Genomic DNA, 19,144 nt, shown 5'->3' with positions numbered 1-19,144 from the left:
TCTAATCACAGGAAATGCTTCGGAGTTCAATTTTCGTCATGGGAATACCAATCAATCCTGTGGTAACAGAGGAGGAATGCGACTGAAAGATCAAAGCATCATGAACCCAATGGTGCTGAACATGGTCCTGCTGTGAACCTTCTGCAAGTGCTGCACAAATTGAATATTCCCCTGCCGGAAGTATCGGCATACAAAAAACGAATCGGGCTTCGAAACGATCTGAGGTGATGCTTTGATGCAGCGTGGTTAAATAGGTATTATCCCCGAACAATGTCTGTCCAAGTCGATCTTTGATATAAAAACCAATAATCGGCTGTTTTAAAGGAATCCGAGACGCAGTACGAATGGATAATACCACCGTCTCCCCCCCTACCACCCAGGAAAGGGAGATCCCTTCTTCATCCTGAAGATCAACGTGGGTAATCCGTCCAATTCCAATACCAAACGAGGGGGCATTCGGATCAAACTCAAAGATTTCAATATCATTTCGCAGATGACTGCCATTAATCATATTTTGACGTTGATCCCGACGTTTTTTCACCCGCTCAGAATCATCACTGGATGCAATAACAGGCTCAATAAGTCCCTGACCCTGCTGTTGCTCATAGACTGCAGCAAGATAATTTTCACATACGCTCTTTGCGTCACCCTGCATTCGCATCTGCCCATTATCAATCCAGAGTGCATGGTTGCAAAGGTTTTTCACCGCAGCTGTATCGTGACTTACAAACACAATGGTGCCATGTTCTCGAAACCGTCGCAAAAAGCGCATACATTTCTGAACAAAAAAAGCGTCCCCAACGGCCAATGCTTCATCAATAATCAGGATATCGGCGTCCATGTTTGCAATGACAGCAAACGCCAACCGCACATACATGCCGCTGGAATATGTTTTCATGGGCTGACAGGCAAAATCTCCGATATCCGCAAATTCAAGAATATCCGAGAGGCGCTGTTTCATATCATTCTTACTCGATCCAAGCAATGTGCCATAAAAATAAACATTCTCGATCCCGGAAAGTTCAGGGTTAAAACCGGCACCGAGTTCCAGCAATGCCAGGATTTTACCATCGGTAAACACCGAACCCTCAGTCGAAGTCAGGATGCCGGCTATCAACTTCAATAGGGTTGATTTGCCAGAACCATTTCTACCTATAATCCCGTAAGTCGATCCCTTTTCAACATCAAAAGTAACATTTTTCAGAGCATGAAAGGGGTGATGATAACACCGACGTAAAGGATCCAGGGCTTCTTTAAAACGATCGATGCTGTTAGCATAAACCGGATAGCATTTGCTTAAGTTACGGACGGATATGGCAATGGCAGTCATCAGAGAACATCCGCAAAATGGGGGCGCAATCGACTGAAAATCAAGGCACCTATAATAAAAGTACAGAGCGCTACAGACCAGAAATAAAGGGCATAAGCAGCATGCTCCCAAAACCACTGTTTGTAAATAAAGGTTTCTCTATATCCATTTACGATATAATACGCCGGGTTCATTTTGATCAGAAAATGATATTTTTCAGGAATCATATCGATAGACCAGAAAATGGGGGTTAACCAGAAACCAAATTGTAAACATATGGCGACCATTTGACCAACATCTTTTAAAAAAACGACCATGGAAGATGTTATGCAGGAGATTCCCAGCAGCAACAGCACGGTAGCCGGCAAGTAATATATAATCTGAAGGTTATAAAGTGAAACTTCATAACCGTACAAATAAGACATGACAAACAAGACTAAAATAAAAAACAGATGAATAATCAATGCCGAGAGTAATTTCACGACAGGCAGAATACTAACACGGAACACTATTTTTTTTACAAGAAAGGCATACTCTGTTATGGCACCGGTAGCCCCGGATAACGCCTCCGAAATAAAAAGCCATGGAACTATCCCGACAACCAGCCAGAGGACAAAAGGACAATCCGCTACAGGAACGGATTTAAATCCGATTTGAAACACAAACCAGATAACCATCACCGTTGCTGTCGGATGAATGAATGGCCACAAAATGCCTAAATAAGATCCAAAATAACGCGCGGAGAAATCCTTGAGTGTCAGTTGTGCAATCAGGCTGCGATTGCGATACAAATCAAATAGAAAATATTTAAATTGACTGAATAAAGACATAGCAAAGTTATTGTTCGTTTTAATATAAACCCCAGCGTTGCATAACTAATTTATCATTTTATTTATGCAACGCTGGGGTAAAGCCCTGCCCTCCGGGCAGGTATTTTTTATTCCACACGGATATAATGCGCAATCGCATTAAACGTCCTTTTGCCGATCCCCTTAACTTTCTGGATATCTTCGGTGGTTTTAAACACTCCTTTTTTATCCCGGTAATCTGTAATGCCCACGGCCAGCACCGGGCCGATACTCGGAATGTTTACCAGTTCGGTCAGGGAAGCGGTATTGATATTTATGGGCGATTTGAGCTCACCTTTTTTCGTTCCGTTGTTAACCTTGGAATAATGCTTTTCAAGGTGTTTGGCGCAGACTTCTTTCTGGGTAACATCAGACCATTGTTCCTGATTCAACGTACCGAGTACATAAATTAACTGCTCGGTGTCCAGTTTGCCGTTTACATCATGATGCGGGCAGTGGCGTACTTTTTGTCCGCCTTCAAGGGCCTCGATCCCCGCAAAACTGGAATCCGGCAGCATCCGAACCGTAACATCGCTCCATCCGGCAGCATCTGCCGGTTTTCCCGGACAGAGTACACACATCATCACACTTGCAAAGATCCCGATAAAAACAAAGAACTGCCTTGGAACGATCGAACTCCGAAGAACTTTCACCGCTGTTTTCATTTGGTTTTCTCCTTTTTGTCAGGGCCGGAGCCCTCAACAGGGTTAAGTGCTAATCGAGCAAAACGATCTTCTCACGCAAAATTCCTTTATCGATAAGGCTCTGAAGGACTGCCTCTCTTTGTTCTGCAACCGGGACAACAATCCGGTCATACGTTACCGATGCGGCCAGCTGACTGGAATCCAGAATGGCATTTCCCAGAAACATGCGGCCTGTTTTATCGTCATCGACAACGGCCTTCAAATTCAGTTTTGTTTCCTGCAACGTGATACAGGCGATTTCGGCATAATCATTGGCACCGTAGAGCACAATATCGGATACGCCCATATCCGTGAGATCCTGAAAAAGTTTGCGGAACTGCTGGCGGGCTCTTTGATAGAATTCAAAAGAAAAATGGATGTATTCGCAGGACAGCCGGGTTTTTTCGGCAAGCCCCCCGGGGGTCAGGATGTATTTTATCCGGTTCCCGGGAATCGTGGTTATTTTGAAGTAACCTTTGCGGGCAAGCCGTTTTATGAAGGAATTCACCAGCCCCAGAGACACATTTAACTTTCCGGCCAGATCCCGCTGGCTCTGGCCTTGATTTTCATCAATTGCCTCGAGGATTTTCAGTGTACGAATGTCTTGATGATCCATAACTATATTTAGTTATTAATTCAGTATATTATATATGCAAAGGCAGCCCGCGGCAAACAGCTCCGCCCGGTGCGTTACAACGGATGCGTTAGAAAATGTATTGGCTGAAACTGCATAGTGCGCACGATGAGGAAATTCCTGACATGTTCAATTTTTGAACACTGATTCCGAGAGTTGTAAATACTCATTTAGAGCAGTTGTTGTCAACAGAAACTTTTTCACTTCGAAGGCGGCAATGTTCAGCAGAGATCAACGGCAGGATAAGAGCGACGGGCGGATTCAACAAAAAACATATCCCGATAGCGGGGGCAAGATGATTGTCCCATTCCAGAGATTATAAAAAAGACCTGCCCTTGTAGGGGGAGGGATTCTTTACTTTAAGGGGGGGGGCATTCTAATTTATCAGTTTTTGAGCCAGGTATCGTGCTTCCACAATTACATTGAGCATCGAGGGGTCTTCAGCATCAACAACCTTATCTTTATAGTGTTTGTGATGGGGAAAGGTCTTAAGCTTTGGAAAATGAGGTGTGTTGTCATATCGAAAAACAAGGTCGTTTTGTCGGTCCTGGAAGGTCGTTTTGTCGGTCCTGGAAATGATAGCGACAGCCGAGATGCTTTATGGAATCTGCTTCAACAATAACCGACTCATTCAATTCTAAAAGGAATCCGGTTAAAAAGCGAACTCGAATACGCAAATTTATTCGATCCTTTGCCAAGATTTCTTCTTCATATCGTTCGACATATGCCTCTCGTAAATCCCGAATCGCAGCTTCAACATCGGCAAGGTATCTCGAAACCAGATCAAGCAACATCTTGCAGGTGCCTTTCTATTTCAATCTTGATCGCCATATAATGTTGATAGTCGTTCGACCATTCGACAAAATCAACAGAGTCATCCACCTGGCCTTTGCAATATTTATCAAAAAAATCCTCTGACGCCATATTATGTCGACTCTCGTAAACACTCAACCGCTTAGCTACAGCCACAAGGGCATCCACTGGCGAGTCATATTGACTTCTTTGTTTTCGCATTTTTCCTCCTTGCTTCCGACTACCCTGCACCCCTGGACCAGATCCCGACGTGCGCTATTTGTGCAAATCTGACTTACACATTTCAAGCCTATTTTTTAAATAACATAATTGCCAATTTTGCCGATACAACAGTTCTTGTCAGCAGAAACTTTTTCACTTCGAAGGCGGCAATGTTCGGTATCTTTTATCTTCCGATGGCCTTCTGCCGGAGCAGATGATCGGCAATGACAAGGCAGGTCATCGCTTCGCATACCACGTTGATCCGCGGGATGGCCGATACATCGTGACGCCCCTTGATACGGATTTGTCTGGACGTTCCGGATTCATCGATCGTCTGCTGGTTGACGGATATGGAGGGTATCGGTTTTACTGCCACCCGGGCAATCATGTCTTCTCCATTTGAAATACCGGCAAGAATCCCGCCGGCATGATTGGTCTCAAATCCGATTGGCGTTATCGGGTCATTATGTTCAGCACCCGTCATGCCGGCTGCCTGAAATCCTGATCCGATCTCGACCCCTTTGACCGCCCCGATGCTCATCAGCGCCTTTGCCAGATCCGCATCGAGCTTGTCAAATACCGGCTCCCCCAATCCGGCAGGTACGTTCCGGGCAACGATTTCAACAATGCCGCCCAGAGAATCTCCCTGCTGCCTGACCGCTGCGACCCGTTTTTCCATGCGTCCGGCGGCATCCTGATCCGGGCAGAAAAACATGTTCCGGCAAATCGAATCCGGATTCCGCTTGATCGCCCGGATGCCGCCAAGCTCGATGGTGTACGCCTGGACCGTGACACGCTCCCGGTCGAGCAGCGCTCTGGCTACCGCGCCAGCCGCCACCCGCGCTGCGGTTTCACGGGCGGAGGCGCGCCCTCCCCCCCGCCAGTCCCGGATCCCGTATTTTTTGATGTAGGTAAAATCCCCGTGTCCCGGACGGTAAAGATCCGACAGCGGTTCATATGCCGAGGAATCTGCGTCTTTGTTGGCGATCAGGATCATGATCGGGGTGCCGGTGGTCATGCGGTTGAACACACCGGACATGATCACCGGATGATCCGGCTCTTTCCGGCTGGTGCTGGCCGCAGAAATCCCCGGCCGTCTCCGGTCGAGCATCTGCTGAATGATGTCCTCATCCAGAAAAATCCCCGGGGGGCAGCCGTCGATGACCACCCCGACGCCCTTGCCATGAGACTCTCCCCAGGTGGTAATTTTAAATAATTGTCCGAATGTGTTTCCCGCCATAAAAGTATCCTTTGTGAAAGAATAAAAGCAGCTGGTAGCTGTTGGCTGTTTGATTATTGGTTTTCAATATTTCGTATTTATTCGAAGAGCCCTTCGGGCTCTTTTAAAGAGGCTGGAAGCCTCTTCTACTATTTTTACTCTCAGTCCTCAGCACTCAGCACTTTTTCTAAAATCCGTTGGCAAATGTTCAAAATATCCCGGCTGTCCGTGCAGACCGATACATCCATGGCGGCCTCATAAACCGGTCGTCGCCGGGCCAGCACCTGTTCGGTTTCATCCAGCGTGCCCATCGACGATAAGGCCGGTCTGAATGCATCCGTACCCGGATCTTTCAGCAGCCGTTTTCTGATGGTATCGGCGGAGGCGGTCAGCCAGACGAGCAGCCCGTTTTTTTTCATGCAGGCCACATTTTCCGGATCAAGGACAGCGCCGCCGCCTGTCGCGATGACATGCCGGTCCAGGCAGGAGACGGAACGGATAATCTCGCTTTCTTTTTTCCGGAACGCATCCCACCCGGATGCAGCCACCATATCGGCGATGGACATGCCGGTTTCTTTCACCAGCATGGCATCCGTATCAATAAAGGGCCATTTTAAAAGGGTTGAAAGCTTCTGGCCCACGGCCGTTTTACCACAGCCGCGGTATCCGATCAAAAAAATATTCATGAGGCCTTGAGCTCATTCATAAAGCGTATTGAATACGTTCCAGAATTCCGGAAATGACTTTTTCACGCAACCGGTATCGGCTATGACAACGCCCGGAACCCTGAGGCCGGCCAATGCAAAGCTCATGGCAATACGGTGATCATTGTAGGTTTCGATTTGTGCGCCATGAGGGGTTCCGCCGGTGATGATCAGATCGTCAGCAGATATCTGAGCCCGGATTCCCATTTTTGACAATTCGGTAGCCACGGCCGCCAGCCGATCACTTTCCTTTGCCCTCAGGTGGGCAATATGCCGCATGACGGTGGCGCCTTCGGCAAAGGCGGCAACGAGCGCCAGGGTCGGAACCATATCCGGCATATCGGCCATGTCCACATCAACGCCGCTAAGCCGATTGCCGCAAACCGTAATGCCGTCCGCGTCTTCTGTCACCCGGCAGCCCATTTTCTCAAAAACATCCGTCAGATGAACATCGCCCTGGAGGGACTGCCGGCTGGTACCTTTCACGGTTACAGCAACACCGGTAATGGCGGCAGCCGCCCAGAAATATCCGGCCTGTGAGCAGTCAGGCTCCACTTCATACGTGCCGTGCCGGTAGGTTTGCCCCCCATCGACCTTAAAATGCCGGTAGCCCTCTCGAAATACCTTTATACCAAACCGGTTCATGATGTCTATGGTCATATCGATATAGGGCCTGGACACCGGGCCTCTGGTAATCGTGATGTCAATACCGTTTTGTGTACAGGGAGCAATCATCAGGAGCGCTGACAGAAACTGGCTGCTGATGCTGCAATCCAGTGACATGCTGCCGCCCCTGACATTTTCGCCCGCAACTTCAATCGGCGGGCATCCATCGTGATGGATCGACTGCGCCCTTACCCCGATCTGCCTTAAGCCGTCAACAAGATCGCCGATCGGACGTTTCTGCATCCGGGCCGAGCCGTCCAGCGTGTATGTGCCATGCCCGAGGGACGCCAGGGCCGTGACAAACCGCATGGAGGTGCCTGAATTTCCAAGATATAATGATCTGTTTCCGGCGTCAAATCTGCCGCCCGTCCCGTGTACGATGAGCCTGCCATTTTGTTTTTCAAAAACGATGCCCAGCTGTGCCAGAGCGCCCTGAGTCAATGCGGTGTCTTCACTTTCCAGCACATTGCCGATATCGCAGATGCCGTCTGACAAAGAGGCGGCGACCAGCATCCGGTGGGTATAGCTTTTGGAGCCGGGTACCATTATTGTCGATTTTTTGATTGGATGTGTTTTGATAATCATGATGTCAATTCCTGTAGCACTGCCTTTCTCATGACCTCGACCGGGGCTTTTTTTCCCGTCCACAGCTCAAATTGAAAGGCGCCCTGATAGACGAACATGGACAGCCCGTCAATCGTGATGCAGCCCCGGCGCTGGGCCTCCCTCAGCAACCGGGTTTTCAGCGGATGGTACACAATATCCATCACGATCATGTCCTTTTCCAGCCATTGCGCCCTGATGGGCATCGCCTCTGTTTCCGGAATCATGCCCACCGGTGTGGTATTGATCAGAACCTGGCAATTCAACCGGCGGTTGTCAGAAAGCGGACAAAAGTCCGCACCCAGATCGGCGGCCAGCTTCTTTCCGGCTTCGGCCGTCCGGTTGAAGAGGGTCACATGCCCGCCTTCTGCCATCACCGCATGGCCGATGGCCCGGGCCGCACCACCGGCGCCCAGGATGGCGACGGTTTTTCCCCGGAGAGAGGTGTGTTCCTCCAGTGCCCGAACCGCACCCAGACCGTCCGAATTATATCCGATCAGCATCTGGTCCCGGTTGATGATGGTATTGACAGCTCCGATTGCGCGGGCTGCGCAATCCACATCATCCAGATATTTCATGACCGAAACCTTATGGGGAATGGTGACGCTCACCCCCCTGATCCCGAGCGCTCTGATCCCGGTGACGGCCGATTCAATGTCCGTAACGGTAAATGCGGTATATACCCCGTCATATCCAACGTATTGAAAAGCGCTGTTATGCATGACCGGGCTCATACTGTGAAAAACAGGATTTCCGATCACCGCATACAAAGATGTATTAGAATTAATCATAATGGTTAATGGTTATTGGTTATTGGTTACCCGATGGACGGACACGGGGGGTCCGCCCCTACGAATGGCCTGTCCCCTGCCTTCTGACCTCTGATTTCTGCCTTCTGCCTTCTGACCTCTGTCCTCTGTCCTCTGCCTTCTGCCTTCTGACCTCTGTCCTCTGTCCTCTGTCCTCTGACTTCTGCCTTCTGCCTTCTGCCTTCTGCCTTCTGCCTTCTGCCTTCTGCCTTCTGCCTTCTGCCTTCTGATCTCTGATCTCTGACCTCTGACCTCTATCTCTTCATCCCTTTCGGATAAGATCCCAGCCATTTCAGATACATGCACTGTTTTTCCATTTGTCTGATCGTATCCTTTATATGCGGATCATCCATGTGTCCGTCAAGATCGACAAAGAAAAAGTAGTTCCAGGACTGGTGTTTCACCGGTCTTGATTCGAGTTTGAGCATGTTGACGCCCGCTGCCGCCAGAGGGGATAATGCGTTGTATAATGCTCCCGGAACATGGCCCGTTACAAAGAGCAGGGTGGTCTTGTCGTTTCCGGTTTCCGGATTTTCTTTATTCCCGATGACCAGAAACCGCGTGACATTATTGGGAATGTCCTCGATGCCGGAGGCCAGGACGCCGAGTTTATATAATCCGGCGGCTTCTTTTCCGGCAACCGCTGCCGATGCCGGTTGATTCGATGCCAGCCTGGCGGCATCCGCCGTGCTGTTGCAGTGTTCAAGTGCGGCATGAGGCAGATGATGCCTCAACCATTCCCGGCACTGCGCGAATGCCTGCGGGTGTGAGTACACTACTTTTATTCGGTTCAGCGCCCCTTCATTCGACATCAATAAATGAGATACGGGCAGATATAATTCAGCACAGATCTTCAATTCGGATTCGAAAAACAGATCCAGTGTATAATTGACCGCGCCTTCAATTGAATTTTCAACCGGGACCACCCCGAACCGGCTGTTGCCTTTTTCCGTTTCGAAAAAAATATCCCGAATCGCAGGCTGGGGCATCAATCGGGGAGAATGGCCGAAATGTTTGATAGCCGCCATATGCGTAAATGTCGCTTCGGGCCCTAAGTAGCTGACCACCGCGGGAAGCTGAATGTCACGGCAGGCGCTGTAAATTTCCGTAAATACATGCCGGATGACATCAGGCGTCAACAGGCCCTGATTGATCTGCGCCAGCCGTTCAATTGCCGCATGATGGGTGATCTCATCCATATCATGATGACGGTTTTGATCATCTGACTTACCTATTCGTTCGGAAATCAACAGCCTCCGATTGATCAGACTCAACAGGGTTTCATCAATTTCATTAATCTCGGTGATGAACTTCCGAATTCCGTCTGTACCGGAACCGCCGGTTATGTCGTTATTATCCTTTGATTTCATCTTTCGGTGATGGTCTCTTCTATTTTATAGCCGAAATGCCGGGCGCATGTTTCAACCGCCACCCGCACCTTGTCTCCCGGTGCCAGCCGAACAACAGATACGGGATGTCCCTCGGGATCTGTCAGGCGGATGGTTTCCGCATTCTGGACTATGGTGGAAATCATCCGTTCCCCTGCCCTGGCCTGAATCAGCATCATGGGCCTTTTTTCGATCTTGATCCGTCCCACCGTGGCAACGGTCGTTTTTCCCTGAAAATCCACGATCAGCACCGGATCACCGGCCGTCAATTCGGAAAGGTAGCGGGTTTTTCCCTCCGGAACCCGGATATAGGCATGAACCGCTCCGGCATTTACCCTGAAGGGTCTGGGCGCAACATACGGATTTGAAACGCTTTCCGAATGAATCAGAAACAAGGCGCTGCTGCTGTTTCCGACAAGCATGCCCTGCCCCGGCATCATGGAGGTGCAGGTGTCGATGCAGACCCTGTCTCCCATTCCGACGGCGCGGATATCCGTGATTTCCGCGGTTTCAAGCGGCGTGGAACCTTGATCACTTCCGAGCAGGGATAAAATTTTCTTGAGTTCCGCCACACTGTCCGTATGAACCATCAGGTGGCGAACCCCTTTTTCAAGAATACCAAAAGCGGTCTGCGCCTCTTCAAAGGATGAAACCTGTGCGATGACCTCAGCGCCCCTGGCAATCAGGTTTTCAAGGGGAATGACCGTCCAGTCGCTGCATGTCACAATGACCTGCTTCTGCCGGCTCAGCTTCACGATGGTTTCTTCATCTTCACCGCTTTGAATGGTAAAGCAGACGACATCTTCACCCGGCTTCAGATCCCCGTCTTCAGACAGGGTCCGGATCAGACCGAGCTGTTTGACCTTTTCCGAAAATCCCTCAGGAACCCTCACCGCATCCGCACCGCCTTCAATGGCGGCCGTCACCAGCGCTTTATTCCATGGATCGACATTTACCCAGATTTTTCGCATCATTATCTCCCGAATCCTGCGACAAAAATTTCAAACCATCGCACGTGTCAATTTAACAGTATAGGAATTTCCATATTTTTGATCAATGTAATCAACTATCTAAAGGCTGAGAGCTGCTGCGCTTAAGGGGTGGTAGCTTTGCTCCCTTGAAGATGTGACAAGATAAAAGCCTCCTGCTTCTTATCTTTTGCCTCAAACGAAGTGCTCCTCAAGCGATAGCGCTCCTCAATCCGCCCGCAGGGCGCTGTGTTTTTACACAAGCAGTTGCAACGCGTTTTCCACGCTCAAGCCATCATGAACAATCGCTGAAATGGCCTGAACCATAGCCCGGGGATTTTTATGCTGGAAAACATTTCGCCCGATGGATACCCCTGCCCCGCCGGCATCTATAGAACCTTTGACCATGTCAAGTATTTCCCGGTCGGAATTCATTTTAGCCCCACCGGCAATCACCACGGGAATGGAACATCCTTCAACCACTTCGGCAAATGATTCCGCCGAACCGGTATACGACACTTTTACAATGTCCGCGCCCATTTCATTTCCGACCCGGGCCGCGTGCTTGATCACATTGACATCATATTCATCCCTGATCTTCTCCCCTCTCGGATAAATCATTGCCAGCAGCGGAAGTCCCCATGTTCTGGCCTCGTAGCTGACCCTGCCGAAATCCTTCAGCATTTCTCTTTCCTGGCCATTTCCCAGATTGACATGAATGGAGACCGCGTCAGCCCCGAGTTTGATGGCTTCCTCAACCGAACATACCAGCGTTTTGGCATTCGGGTAAACCGAAAGCGATGTCGATGCGGACAGGTGGATGATCAAACCGATGTCCTGGCCACGTCCGCGATGCCCTTCGGCTATAAGCCCCTTATGTTCCACGATGGCGTTAGCGCCGCCTTCGGCCACCTGCTGAATGGCGCTTTTCATGTCTTTTAACCCGTCGATCGGCCCGACCGATATGCCGTGGTCCATCGGAACAATGACGGTTCTGCCTGTATTCCGGTTAATAATTCGTTCCATTCGAATCTGTTTTCCCAGAATTGTCATGATGCACTTTCTCCTTAAACAAAAAAGGCTGTGAAGTTTTTCTCCACAGCCTTTGATAAAAAAAAAGGCCGCGGGCTTTGTCTGCCCACGGCCTGGTCGCTTGATTATTTTCAGTTCATAATGTCAGCGCACCCCGAGCAGACAGGCATTAAAATAATACCAAAAATAATAATCGTTAAATCTGCTGGTTTGGGTGATGGTCACTGAACTTTTCCTTTTTAGATAAAAATTATCTTTCATAAATATACAAGCGATCGCTCGATGTCAAGCCTTTTTTGCCAGAGGGAAATGAATACATTTTTCGGGCTTGATCATCACTGCGGCCATATTTTGCCGTGCGCAGCCTCTGAGTCCCGCCCGTTGCCGGCATCCCCCGGATCGTGCTGGAGAAGACGGCAATGGGCGGGACGGACTCCGTGACATGGTAGCCGCAGTGATGATCAAGCCCCATTTTCCAATGGAAAAAACCCGGGGTCCCGTTCCGCAAAATTTGAGACTGCCCTGCGAAATAATGACGATAATGTGTTTTACAAAGCACCCTGTCTGGTATATATTTGTGGTTCTGTACAGATTCCGTCTGTTTACCCCATCATCGCATAAACAATTTACCTTTCAAGTACCTTTTATCGAACAGGATTTATGAATTTTACCGAACTTACACCGGAAATTATCTTTAATTCCGCTGAAATGGCTACCGGAAAGTCCATGTCCGGGCTGATTTACCCGCTTCCCAGTTACATCAACCGGGTGTATGAACTGCAGGATACCGATGGATGCCGCCTGATTGCCAAATTTTATCGTTCCGGCAGATGGACCTATGAAGCACTTGTGGACGAGCACCTTTTTATACAGGACTGTCTGGAAGATGAGTTGCCCGTCATAGCGGCCCGGACATTAACCAACGGTTCAACCCTTTTTCAGCTCAACGGACTGTACTTTTCCATCTTTCCCAAACGCTTTGGCCGTCAGTTTGAAGTAAAATCAGATGAAGACTGGAAGCGAATCGGAAGACTGGTCGCCAGGATTCATATTGCCGGGTGCCGGAGATCAGCCGATTCCCGGGTAAAATTAAATCCGCGGATATCCACGGCGCAGGACATCGACCACCTGATTGACGGCGGGTTTATCCCCCCCTCGCATCGAGACGCGTTCAAGGACATTACGCAAAAAATTCTCGATGAAATATCCAGCCGTTTTGATGATATCGAAACCATCCGTTTGCATGGGGACTGCCACCCGGGAAATCTGCTGGAACATCCGGATGAAGGTATCCGGATCATCGACTTTGACGACATGATGATCGGGCCGCCGGTTCATGATATATGGTTACTTCTTCCGGGCCGGCAGAATCAATGCGATCAGGAAATACGGTTGATTCTCCAGGGCTATGAGCAATTCAGAGAATTTGACAGAAAAACGCTGGGTCTTATTGAACCGCTCAGGGCCATGAGAATAATCTATTTTCTGGCCTGGTGCAGCCGTCAGAAGGAAGATTTTAAATTTAAGGATACCTTCCCTGACTGGGGCAGCCCGAATTTCTGGCAAAGAGAAACCTCGGATTTAATCCGTCAATATCATGCCATTATCGAGCACAACAGCAATTTGGGAGGCAATCGGATCGTGATACCGTGAATCAATCACAGGGGGTCGGTTTTTTTCAATGCTTTGTAAACCATCCCGGAAAGGCTGCTCAAGGTAAACGGTTTTACGAGAAATTTTTTTATGCCCGTCCTCCGGACCGTTTCATCCCTGAGTTTTTCAGCATATCCGGAACACAGGATGATGGGGATTTCCGGACGTATTTGATGGATTTTTTCAGAAAGTGTAATTCCCGTTAAACCGGGCATGGTCAAATCCGTTATAATCAAATCAAACGCAAAAGGGTCCGACTTGAACAAATCCAGCGCCTCAACCGGATCTGTCCGGCTTTCGACCCGATACCCCAGCTTTTCAAGCATCTGCCGAACCAGATCGACTAAAAATGCTTCATCGTCAACAAATAAAATTCGTTCACTGCCCGTATAAATTGTTTGAGCCGGTTCCGGTTCAAAGGTAACGTTCTGTTTTTCAACCGGAAAACATATGTGAAAATCGCTTCCGATGCCCGGCTGGCTGTACACCTTTATGGCCCCCCCATGATGCTTGACAATTCCATGAACGACGGCCAGCCCGAGCCCGGTCCCCCTGCCGGGTTCTTTCGTCGTAAAGTACGGATCAAATAATCGATTCACTGTTTCCCGATCCATGCCATGACCGGTATCCCTGATCAACAGTTTTACGTAACGGCCTGGAGCCAGCCCCGTATATCCGGCAGCCTCTTTTGAATCCAATTCAACTTCTTTCAGATGAATTTCCATAATACCGCCGTGCGCTTCCATGGCATGGGCCGCATTCGTACACAGGTTGATCACCACCTGATGCAGTTGTGTGGGGTCTGCCGACACAGCAGGTATATGGGTTTCGATAAACTGGTGAATCTGTATGGTGCTGGGCAACGTGGCTTTTAAGAGCTTGAGCGAATCCTTGATGATATAGGAGATGTTGATCGGCTTTTTTTCCATGATACTTTGTTTGCTGAACATCAGGATCTGATTGATCAGATCCCTGGCTCGATCTCCGGCCTTGAGTACCTGTTGCAATGCATCTTTTACCTTACCGGTATCTGCACTGTCGATCATGGCAATTTCACTGTATCCGATGATCGCACTGAGAATATTGTTAAAATCATGGGCAATACCGCCGGCAAGGGTCCCGATGGCTTCCATTTTATGAACCTGCTGCAACTGATCCTCCATCCGTTTGCGTTCGGAAATATCGAGAACGACGGATCTGCTTTCGATGATACGGCCCTGTTCATCAATTACCGGCTCGACCGACAAGCTGACCCACAGGGGTGCGCCGTTTTGATGTTTCATCTGAATTTCAAAATCATGAACCGGTTTTCCGGATACAAACTGGTTGAAAATCTGTTTTGCTTTAGGAATTCCATTCGGTGTGTCGGCGTACAGGTCAAACACCATCATGTTTGACAGCGTATCCGGATCATAACCCAATAATTTTGTCGCAGCTGTATTGAATTTTAATATGGCGCCATCTTCCGGCCTGATGGAAAAATAGGGGGTAGGCGCATTTTCATACAGATCCCGATACCGTGTTTCGCTCTCTTTCAGGCGTTCTTCGGCAATGTTCTTTTCGGTCATATCCGAAAAAACACCCACAATACCGGACACCTTACCCGCTTCGTCCGTATAGGTGGCTTTGTTTATTATAAAATCCCGTCGGTTACCGTATTGATCGGGATATCGGACCTCGCAGGTTTGCGTACCGGGATGTTGAATCAATTCCTTATCTTTCATACGGTAGAAATCGGCAACATTCCCGGGGAGCCTTTCAATCAGCTCAATGAGCGAGTGGCCGATGATTTTCTCCCGGGGCATGTTGAAGATCGAATCGGAAAATGTTTGATTGCAGCCAAGGTAAATGCCGTCCGTATTTTTGTAATACACCGGGTTCGGAATCGTATCGATCAGGGTCTCCATAAAGTTCAGATTATTCTTCAACTGTTTTTCGATAATTTCCCGATGGGAAATATCATCTGCCAGCGCAAGGTTTTTAAGCCCCAGAGCGGATAAAAAATTTACAAAGCCGACGTAAAACTCCATGATGGCCCGAACCTTTTCCCGGGAAAAAATCGGAACCCGTTTCAGGGCATCCAGATACGATTGAACTTCAAATCCAAAAGCGTCGGCCTGCTTCCGGAAAAAATCAATATCCGGCTGTTCATCCTCATAAAAAAACTGCCCGAGAAACAGGGTTGCCAGATGGCTGCCGGAAACAGTTATCGGCACGCCCAGATCCCAGAGACCATTTTTGCATCGATATTCAATATATTTCCCGGGTTCCAAATGCGATTTAATATAATCATCACTTTCCCTGCAGCGCCTGCACGTGTCAGGATGAAGCCGGTGAAATTTGAGACAGATATCCTGCCATCCGGTAGCAACCAGAATATCTCCATCAATATCGATAATGCCGACAGGAATGCCGGTCGCCTTATAAAACAGATCCATCATCTGCTGAATCTGATCAATATCCAGCAGATCAGAAAATGAATATTGGTTCATGAACGCATATCCCTTAACGTCATGTTCAAATTATGTTCAAAAATTCTGCGTCTGCCATATCTTGTTTCAGTTCTCTCTCCGATCCGGTATTTTTTCGGGCTCTATCATAACTGCGGCCATATTTTGCTGTGCGTAGCCTCGGAGTCCCGTCCGTTGCCGGCGTACGACATGGCGCGATCCGGGGAAAAGATGTCGGGGCCATGAAGCGTTAAAAAGCGCAAACTGTTTGAGGCGTGCCGAGTTTTTGCGCTTTAGCTTCATGGGCCCGGCATCCCCCGGATCGTGCTGGAGAAGCCGGCAATGGGCGGGACAGACTCCGTGACATGGTGGCCGCAGTTATGATCAAGCCCTTTTTTTCATTTCCGACGTGGAGCAGACGCAGGCATCCATAGGGTCCTGCCGGGTTCACCGAAACATTTTGATCTGCTCCATTGCACCGTGGCGAATCGGATGCGCCAGACACTGTTCCGAATGAACTTTCTCGTTATACGGCACTTCCATAAAAATTCTATTGCCTTTGGCACGGCATGAATTAAATTTTATCGTTCCATTCAACAGCCGGATCCGCTCCGACAGGCTGTGCCCCCGCATTTGTTTTCCATTGCGCTCATCTGTTGGCGATTCGTTCACGTTGATCATGTTCCCATCATCCTCAATCCGAATCAAGACGTTGGGATAGGATGCCACTATTTTGATGATTGCCTGGGTTGCCTTTGACTGAGTTCTGATGAGGTCAAGTGCTTCCTGAACCATGCGGTACAGATGTATGTTCATCTCAAAATCCAATGTGATCCCTTCAAAGCCCGCCGAAAAAAAATTCAGATGAATTCCGGTTTTATCCGAAAAATTCATGCACAGCTGCTGAATTCCAGGTACCAGGCCCAGATTATCTAAAATTGACGGGTGAAGGTTATACGACAGGTCCCGTACCTCCTGGATGGTTTGTTGCAACCTGGATGAAATGGCGGCTATCTTCTGCCGGATATCCGCCGGTATTTGAGTGTGTTCGCCATGCATCAGATCCATCCCGATTTTCAACGTCGAAAGATCCTGAGCCAGGCTGTCGTGCAGATATAATGAAATATTCTGCCGTTCTGTTTCCTGAACCTTGAAAAGCCTTCGGGTTACATTATAAAATTGCGCTTCGGAACGTTTACCTTCGGATATATCCTGATATTGAACCAGGTATCCCTGAGGCAACCGGGAGCCATCCTTATTCAGGGGCATCATCCATATATCCAGATGAACAATGCCGGTCTTTGAGGTTGGAAACAGATGCCGGTTCCTGTTTTTTTCAAAATCATAGATATGCTCGAATCGAATGGACTTGCCGAATTGCAACGGCCTGAGTTGTTCCTTCCGGATACCCATTTTTTCGGACAGGGAAACACGGGCCATGGCTGCCGCATCCGTAATGCCAAACAACTGTAACGCAGCAGGATTGGCATCCATCAGCCTGCATTCAGCATCATAAATCTCAATTCCGACCGGAGAGGCATGAAAAATTGCAGCTACCGGCAGAGAATTAATGATATGAGCCATATCGTTCATCTGTATCCCCCTCTTTTGAGTATTGAGCGAGATCTTCCATAAATAATTCCGGTGCTTGTCAATGGCTTGTATATTGTAAAATCGAGTTGAAGATTTTCAGATACCTGTCTTTATCTTTGTTTCTCTGTTTCCATCGCTGATATCTCCGGCTATCGGGCGGAGAACGATCTTCTCGCTGAAAGGACATGTCTGAAAAAAAGTACATCCAGAAACGGATAAACCCGCTGTAGCGGCAAGGATAAACAGTTTAAAGAATACAAAAGGATAATTCCAGAACTTGTGGATACTATTTTATCAATGGATGGGTACTGCGCTGAGATTCTTTTTAAATCAGGTAAGAATATGAGTACTTATTTTTTTCTCACATTTAACTTAATAAATGTTTATACACTAACAACAAAATAACCTTAAAATCAATATGTTTTTTTTAAATAACGAGAGAAAAACCATGATGCCGAAAATATCCATCACCAACACATCGATTTTAAATCCATGAGTCCCCCGATTAAGTGGCATGCCGATCCGGCAACCGTCACTTCCCGGCGGTCCAGCGCAGCCAGATGGATGCGGAAAGGCCCCATACGGCATTAACGGCTATTACCCATACCGGCGTCAGCAGGCCGAGATCAAGTCCCAGCCAGCCCTTATGGGCTTTTAACGGAAAAATGACAAACAGCTGCACTATCGTCGGACCCAGACTCAGCACAAACCCCCGCAGAACACATCGGTACCGGCTGATCGGTAAAAGGAACAGGGCGCCAAAGATACCCCCCCAGACAATCCGTGGATACAACCACGAAGCGGAAAGATGGGGGGCCAGCATCACCCCTGTTTTTGCGGTCAGTCCCGCGTCACCGGCATACCAGAGGGCCAGGCTGTTGATTACAGCGCCAAGGCAGCCGGCGGCAAATACCATGGACAAATTTTCAGCAAATCGTTTCACTGGAGTGATCCTGTCTGTCTGGCCTGCTTTGACCGGGTCGGGCCGGAGGTTTCCGGGCATCCCAGTAAGGTTTTTCTTCTTTCCATCGGTCCGTGACCTCTTTGGGAGGGCTGACGAGCACCGCCGTGCACGTTGCGGTAACGGTGCCGTCCGCAAGGCACAGTTCCCCGACTGCCTGCGCACGGTTTTTGCCCTGGCGGAGTATGCGCCCGAAGACTCTCAGCGGTGTATTGGTAGGCGTAATTTTCCGATACTTGACTTCAAGTTTTAACGTAACAAACAGATTGTCAAAGTTGCCGTCGAGCATGAGCGATCGTCCGGCGGTTTCGTCGAGAATCGCCGCCACAACACCGCCATGAGCCACCCCCGGATACGAATTGTATTGATCCGGAATCACCAGATCCGCCTCAACCCGGTTGGCTTCCGGATTATTAAACCATTGCAGCCTTAAACTGTAGGGATTTTCCCGGCCGCAGACAAAACAGGTCCGCGAAGTTGGCTGTGGTATCATGATAAGCCTCTCTTTCTTACAGGGCCCCGGCCATCAGGCGATCGGTTTCACATTGGTACTGAGGGGTGTCCAGACGCGGCCGTCGGGTATCGCCGTGCTTCAAAGCGGTTTGCTTCC

The 19,144-nt window shown here is 48.9% G+C and carries 18 protein-coding genes; 1 reads left to right on the top strand and 17 read right to left on the bottom strand.

The window, feature by feature from the left end; genetic code table 11:
* Nucleotide 1: 1 nt before the first annotated feature.
* From PHQ97_12255 to PHQ97_12195, 13 genes are all read right to left on the bottom strand, one after another.
* Nucleotides 2–1,330, bottom strand: a complete 1,329-nt coding sequence (locus PHQ97_12255; GenBank protein ID MDD4393505.1) for an ABC transporter ATP-binding protein — start codon at nt 1,328–1,330, stop codon at nt 2–4.
* Complete coding sequence (locus PHQ97_12250) at nt 1,330–2,139, bottom strand: ABC transporter permease (GenBank protein ID MDD4393504.1); 810 nt, start codon at nt 2,137–2,139, stop codon at nt 1,330–1,332. The genes PHQ97_12255 and PHQ97_12250 overlap by 1 nt, the downstream gene beginning before the upstream one ends.
* Nucleotides 2,140–2,246: 107 nt before the next feature.
* A complete protein-coding gene (locus tag PHQ97_12245; GenBank protein MDD4393503.1) occupies nt 2,247–2,822 on the bottom strand; it encodes a helix-hairpin-helix domain-containing protein in 576 nt (191 codons plus the stop codon).
* 49 nt (nt 2,823–2,871) lie between these two features.
* Entirely contained in the window at nt 2,872–3,456 is a 585-nt protein-coding gene (locus tag PHQ97_12240) for a winged helix-turn-helix transcriptional regulator (GenBank protein MDD4393502.1), read from the bottom strand.
* Between the two features lie 533 nt (nt 3,457–3,989).
* Entirely contained in the window at nt 3,990–4,268 is a 279-nt protein-coding gene (locus tag PHQ97_12235; GenBank protein MDD4393501.1) for a hypothetical protein, read from the bottom strand.
* On the bottom strand, nt 4,258–4,488 hold the full coding sequence (locus PHQ97_12230; GenBank protein MDD4393500.1) for a hypothetical protein: 231 nt from the start codon (nt 4,486–4,488) through the stop codon (nt 4,258–4,260). Before PHQ97_12230 ends, PHQ97_12235 begins: the two co-directional genes overlap by 11 nt.
* A gap of 184 nt (nt 4,489–4,672) precedes the next feature.
* Nucleotides 4,673–5,728, bottom strand: coding sequence for a chorismate synthase (gene aroC, locus PHQ97_12225; GenBank protein MDD4393499.1), 1,056 nt, complete (start codon nt 5,726–5,728; stop codon nt 4,673–4,675).
* Between the two features lie 140 nt (nt 5,729–5,868).
* Nucleotides 5,869–6,393, bottom strand: a complete 525-nt coding sequence (locus PHQ97_12220; protein ID MDD4393498.1) for a shikimate kinase — start codon at nt 6,391–6,393, stop codon at nt 5,869–5,871.
* 12 nt (nt 6,394–6,405) lie between these two features.
* Entirely contained in the window at nt 6,406–7,662 is a 1,257-nt protein-coding gene (gene aroA / locus PHQ97_12215) for a 3-phosphoshikimate 1-carboxyvinyltransferase (protein MDD4393497.1), read from the bottom strand.
* Complete coding sequence (locus PHQ97_12210) at nt 7,659–8,471, bottom strand: shikimate dehydrogenase (protein ID MDD4393496.1); 813 nt, start codon at nt 8,469–8,471, stop codon at nt 7,659–7,661. The genes aroA and PHQ97_12210 overlap by 4 nt, the downstream gene beginning before the upstream one ends.
* A 272-nt stretch (nt 8,472–8,743) precedes the next feature.
* Nucleotides 8,744–9,859: a prephenate dehydratase gene (pheA, locus tag PHQ97_12205; protein MDD4393495.1), complete on the bottom strand. Its 1,116-nt coding sequence runs from the start codon at nt 9,857–9,859 to the stop codon at nt 8,744–8,746.
* Nucleotides 9,856–10,851: a 3-dehydroquinate synthase II gene (locus tag PHQ97_12200; GenBank protein ID MDD4393494.1), complete on the bottom strand. Its 996-nt coding sequence runs from the start codon at nt 10,849–10,851 to the stop codon at nt 9,856–9,858. Before PHQ97_12200 ends, pheA begins: the two co-directional genes overlap by 4 nt.
* Before the next feature lie 249 nt (nt 10,852–11,100).
* Nucleotides 11,101–11,898 (bottom strand): 2-amino-3,7-dideoxy-D-threo-hept-6-ulosonate synthase, encoded by a 798-nt coding sequence (locus PHQ97_12195; protein MDD4393493.1) that lies wholly within the window; start codon nt 11,896–11,898, stop codon nt 11,101–11,103.
* A gap of 639 nt (nt 11,899–12,537) precedes the next feature.
* Between PHQ97_12195 and PHQ97_12190 the strand changes: the two genes are divergently transcribed.
* The gene (locus PHQ97_12190; protein ID MDD4393492.1) at nt 12,538–13,530 is read left to right on the top strand and encodes a serine/threonine protein kinase; all 993 of its coding nucleotides are present in this window, start codon (nt 12,538–12,540) and stop codon (nt 13,528–13,530) included.
* A gap of 5 nt (nt 13,531–13,535) precedes the next feature.
* Here the strand turns inward: PHQ97_12190 and PHQ97_12185 are convergent, their stop codons facing one another.
* The 4 genes from PHQ97_12185 to PHQ97_12170 form a co-directional block, all read right to left on the bottom strand.
* Complete coding sequence (locus PHQ97_12185) at nt 13,536–16,022, bottom strand: PocR ligand-binding domain-containing protein (protein ID MDD4393491.1); 2,487 nt, start codon at nt 16,020–16,022, stop codon at nt 13,536–13,538.
* 405 nt (nt 16,023–16,427) lie between these two features.
* Nucleotides 16,428–17,573 carry a histidine kinase gene (locus PHQ97_12180; protein MDD4393490.1) on the bottom strand — a complete coding sequence of 382 codons (1,146 nt, stop codon included), beginning with the start codon at nt 17,571–17,573 and terminating at the stop codon, nt 16,428–16,430.
* A 532-nt stretch (nt 17,574–18,105) separates the two neighbouring features.
* Nucleotides 18,106–18,516, bottom strand: a complete 411-nt coding sequence (locus PHQ97_12175) for a hypothetical protein (GenBank protein MDD4393489.1) — start codon at nt 18,514–18,516, stop codon at nt 18,106–18,108.
* Nucleotides 18,500–19,027, bottom strand: coding sequence for a PaaI family thioesterase (locus PHQ97_12170; protein ID MDD4393488.1), 528 nt, complete (start codon nt 19,025–19,027; stop codon nt 18,500–18,502). Before PHQ97_12170 ends, PHQ97_12175 begins: the two co-directional genes overlap by 17 nt.
* Nucleotides 19,028–19,144: the final 117 nt, after the last annotated feature.

This window comes from Desulfobacterales bacterium (assembly GCA_028704555.1).
In the GTDB taxonomy this organism is placed as follows: domain Bacteria; phylum Desulfobacterota; class Desulfobacteria; order Desulfobacterales; family JAQWFD01; genus JAQWFD01.
Note: the sequence above shows the minus strand (reverse complement) of the source record. Positions and strands in the feature narration are given on the sequence as shown.

Bases quoted from the DNA above. Each gene is read 5' to 3' on its own strand.
- PHQ97_12180 (MDD4393490.1), bottom strand. From the start codon at position 17,573: ATGAACGATATGGCTCATATCATTAATTCTCTGCCGGTAGCTGCAATT.
- PHQ97_12210 (MDD4393496.1), bottom strand. From the start codon at position 8,471: ATGATTAATTCTAATACATCTTTGTATGCGGTGATCGGAAATCCTGTT.
- PHQ97_12250 (MDD4393504.1), bottom strand. From the start codon at position 2,139: ATGTCTTTATTCAGTCAATTTAAATATTTTCTATTTGATTTGTATCGC.
- PHQ97_12230 (MDD4393500.1), bottom strand. From the start codon at position 4,488: ATGCGAAAACAAAGAAGTCAATATGACTCGCCAGTGGATGCCCTTGTG.
- aroC (MDD4393499.1), bottom strand. From the start codon at position 5,728: ATGGCGGGAAACACATTCGGACAATTATTTAAAATTACCACCTGGGGA.
- PHQ97_12170 (MDD4393488.1), bottom strand. From the start codon at position 19,027: ATGATACCACAGCCAACTTCGCGGACCTGTTTTGTCTGCGGCCGGGAA.
- PHQ97_12245 (MDD4393503.1), bottom strand. From the start codon at position 2,822: ATGAAAACAGCGGTGAAAGTTCTTCGGAGTTCGATCGTTCCAAGGCAG.
- PHQ97_12190 (MDD4393492.1), top strand. From the start codon at position 12,538: ATGAATTTTACCGAACTTACACCGGAAATTATCTTTAATTCCGCTGAA.
- PHQ97_12240 (MDD4393502.1), bottom strand. From the start codon at position 3,456: ATGGATCATCAAGACATTCGTACACTGAAAATCCTCGAGGCAATTGAT.
- PHQ97_12200 (MDD4393494.1), bottom strand. From the start codon at position 10,851: ATGATGCGAAAAATCTGGGTAAATGTCGATCCATGGAATAAAGCGCTG.
- PHQ97_12220 (MDD4393498.1), bottom strand. From the start codon at position 6,393: ATGAATATTTTTTTGATCGGATACCGCGGCTGTGGTAAAACGGCCGTG.
- PHQ97_12255 (MDD4393505.1), bottom strand. From the start codon at position 1,330: ATGACTGCCATTGCCATATCCGTCCGTAACTTAAGCAAATGCTATCCG.
- aroA (MDD4393497.1), bottom strand. From the start codon at position 7,662: ATGATTATCAAAACACATCCAATCAAAAAATCGACAATAATGGTACCC.
- PHQ97_12185 (MDD4393491.1), bottom strand. From the start codon at position 16,022: ATGAACCAATATTCATTTTCTGATCTGCTGGATATTGATCAGATTCAG.
- pheA (MDD4393495.1), bottom strand. From the start codon at position 9,859: ATGAAATCAAAGGATAATAACGACATAACCGGCGGTTCCGGTACAGAC.
- PHQ97_12235 (MDD4393501.1), bottom strand. From the start codon at position 4,268: ATGTTGCTTGATCTGGTTTCGAGATACCTTGCCGATGTTGAAGCTGCG.
- PHQ97_12195 (MDD4393493.1), bottom strand. From the start codon at position 11,898: ATGACAATTCTGGGAAAACAGATTCGAATGGAACGAATTATTAACCGG.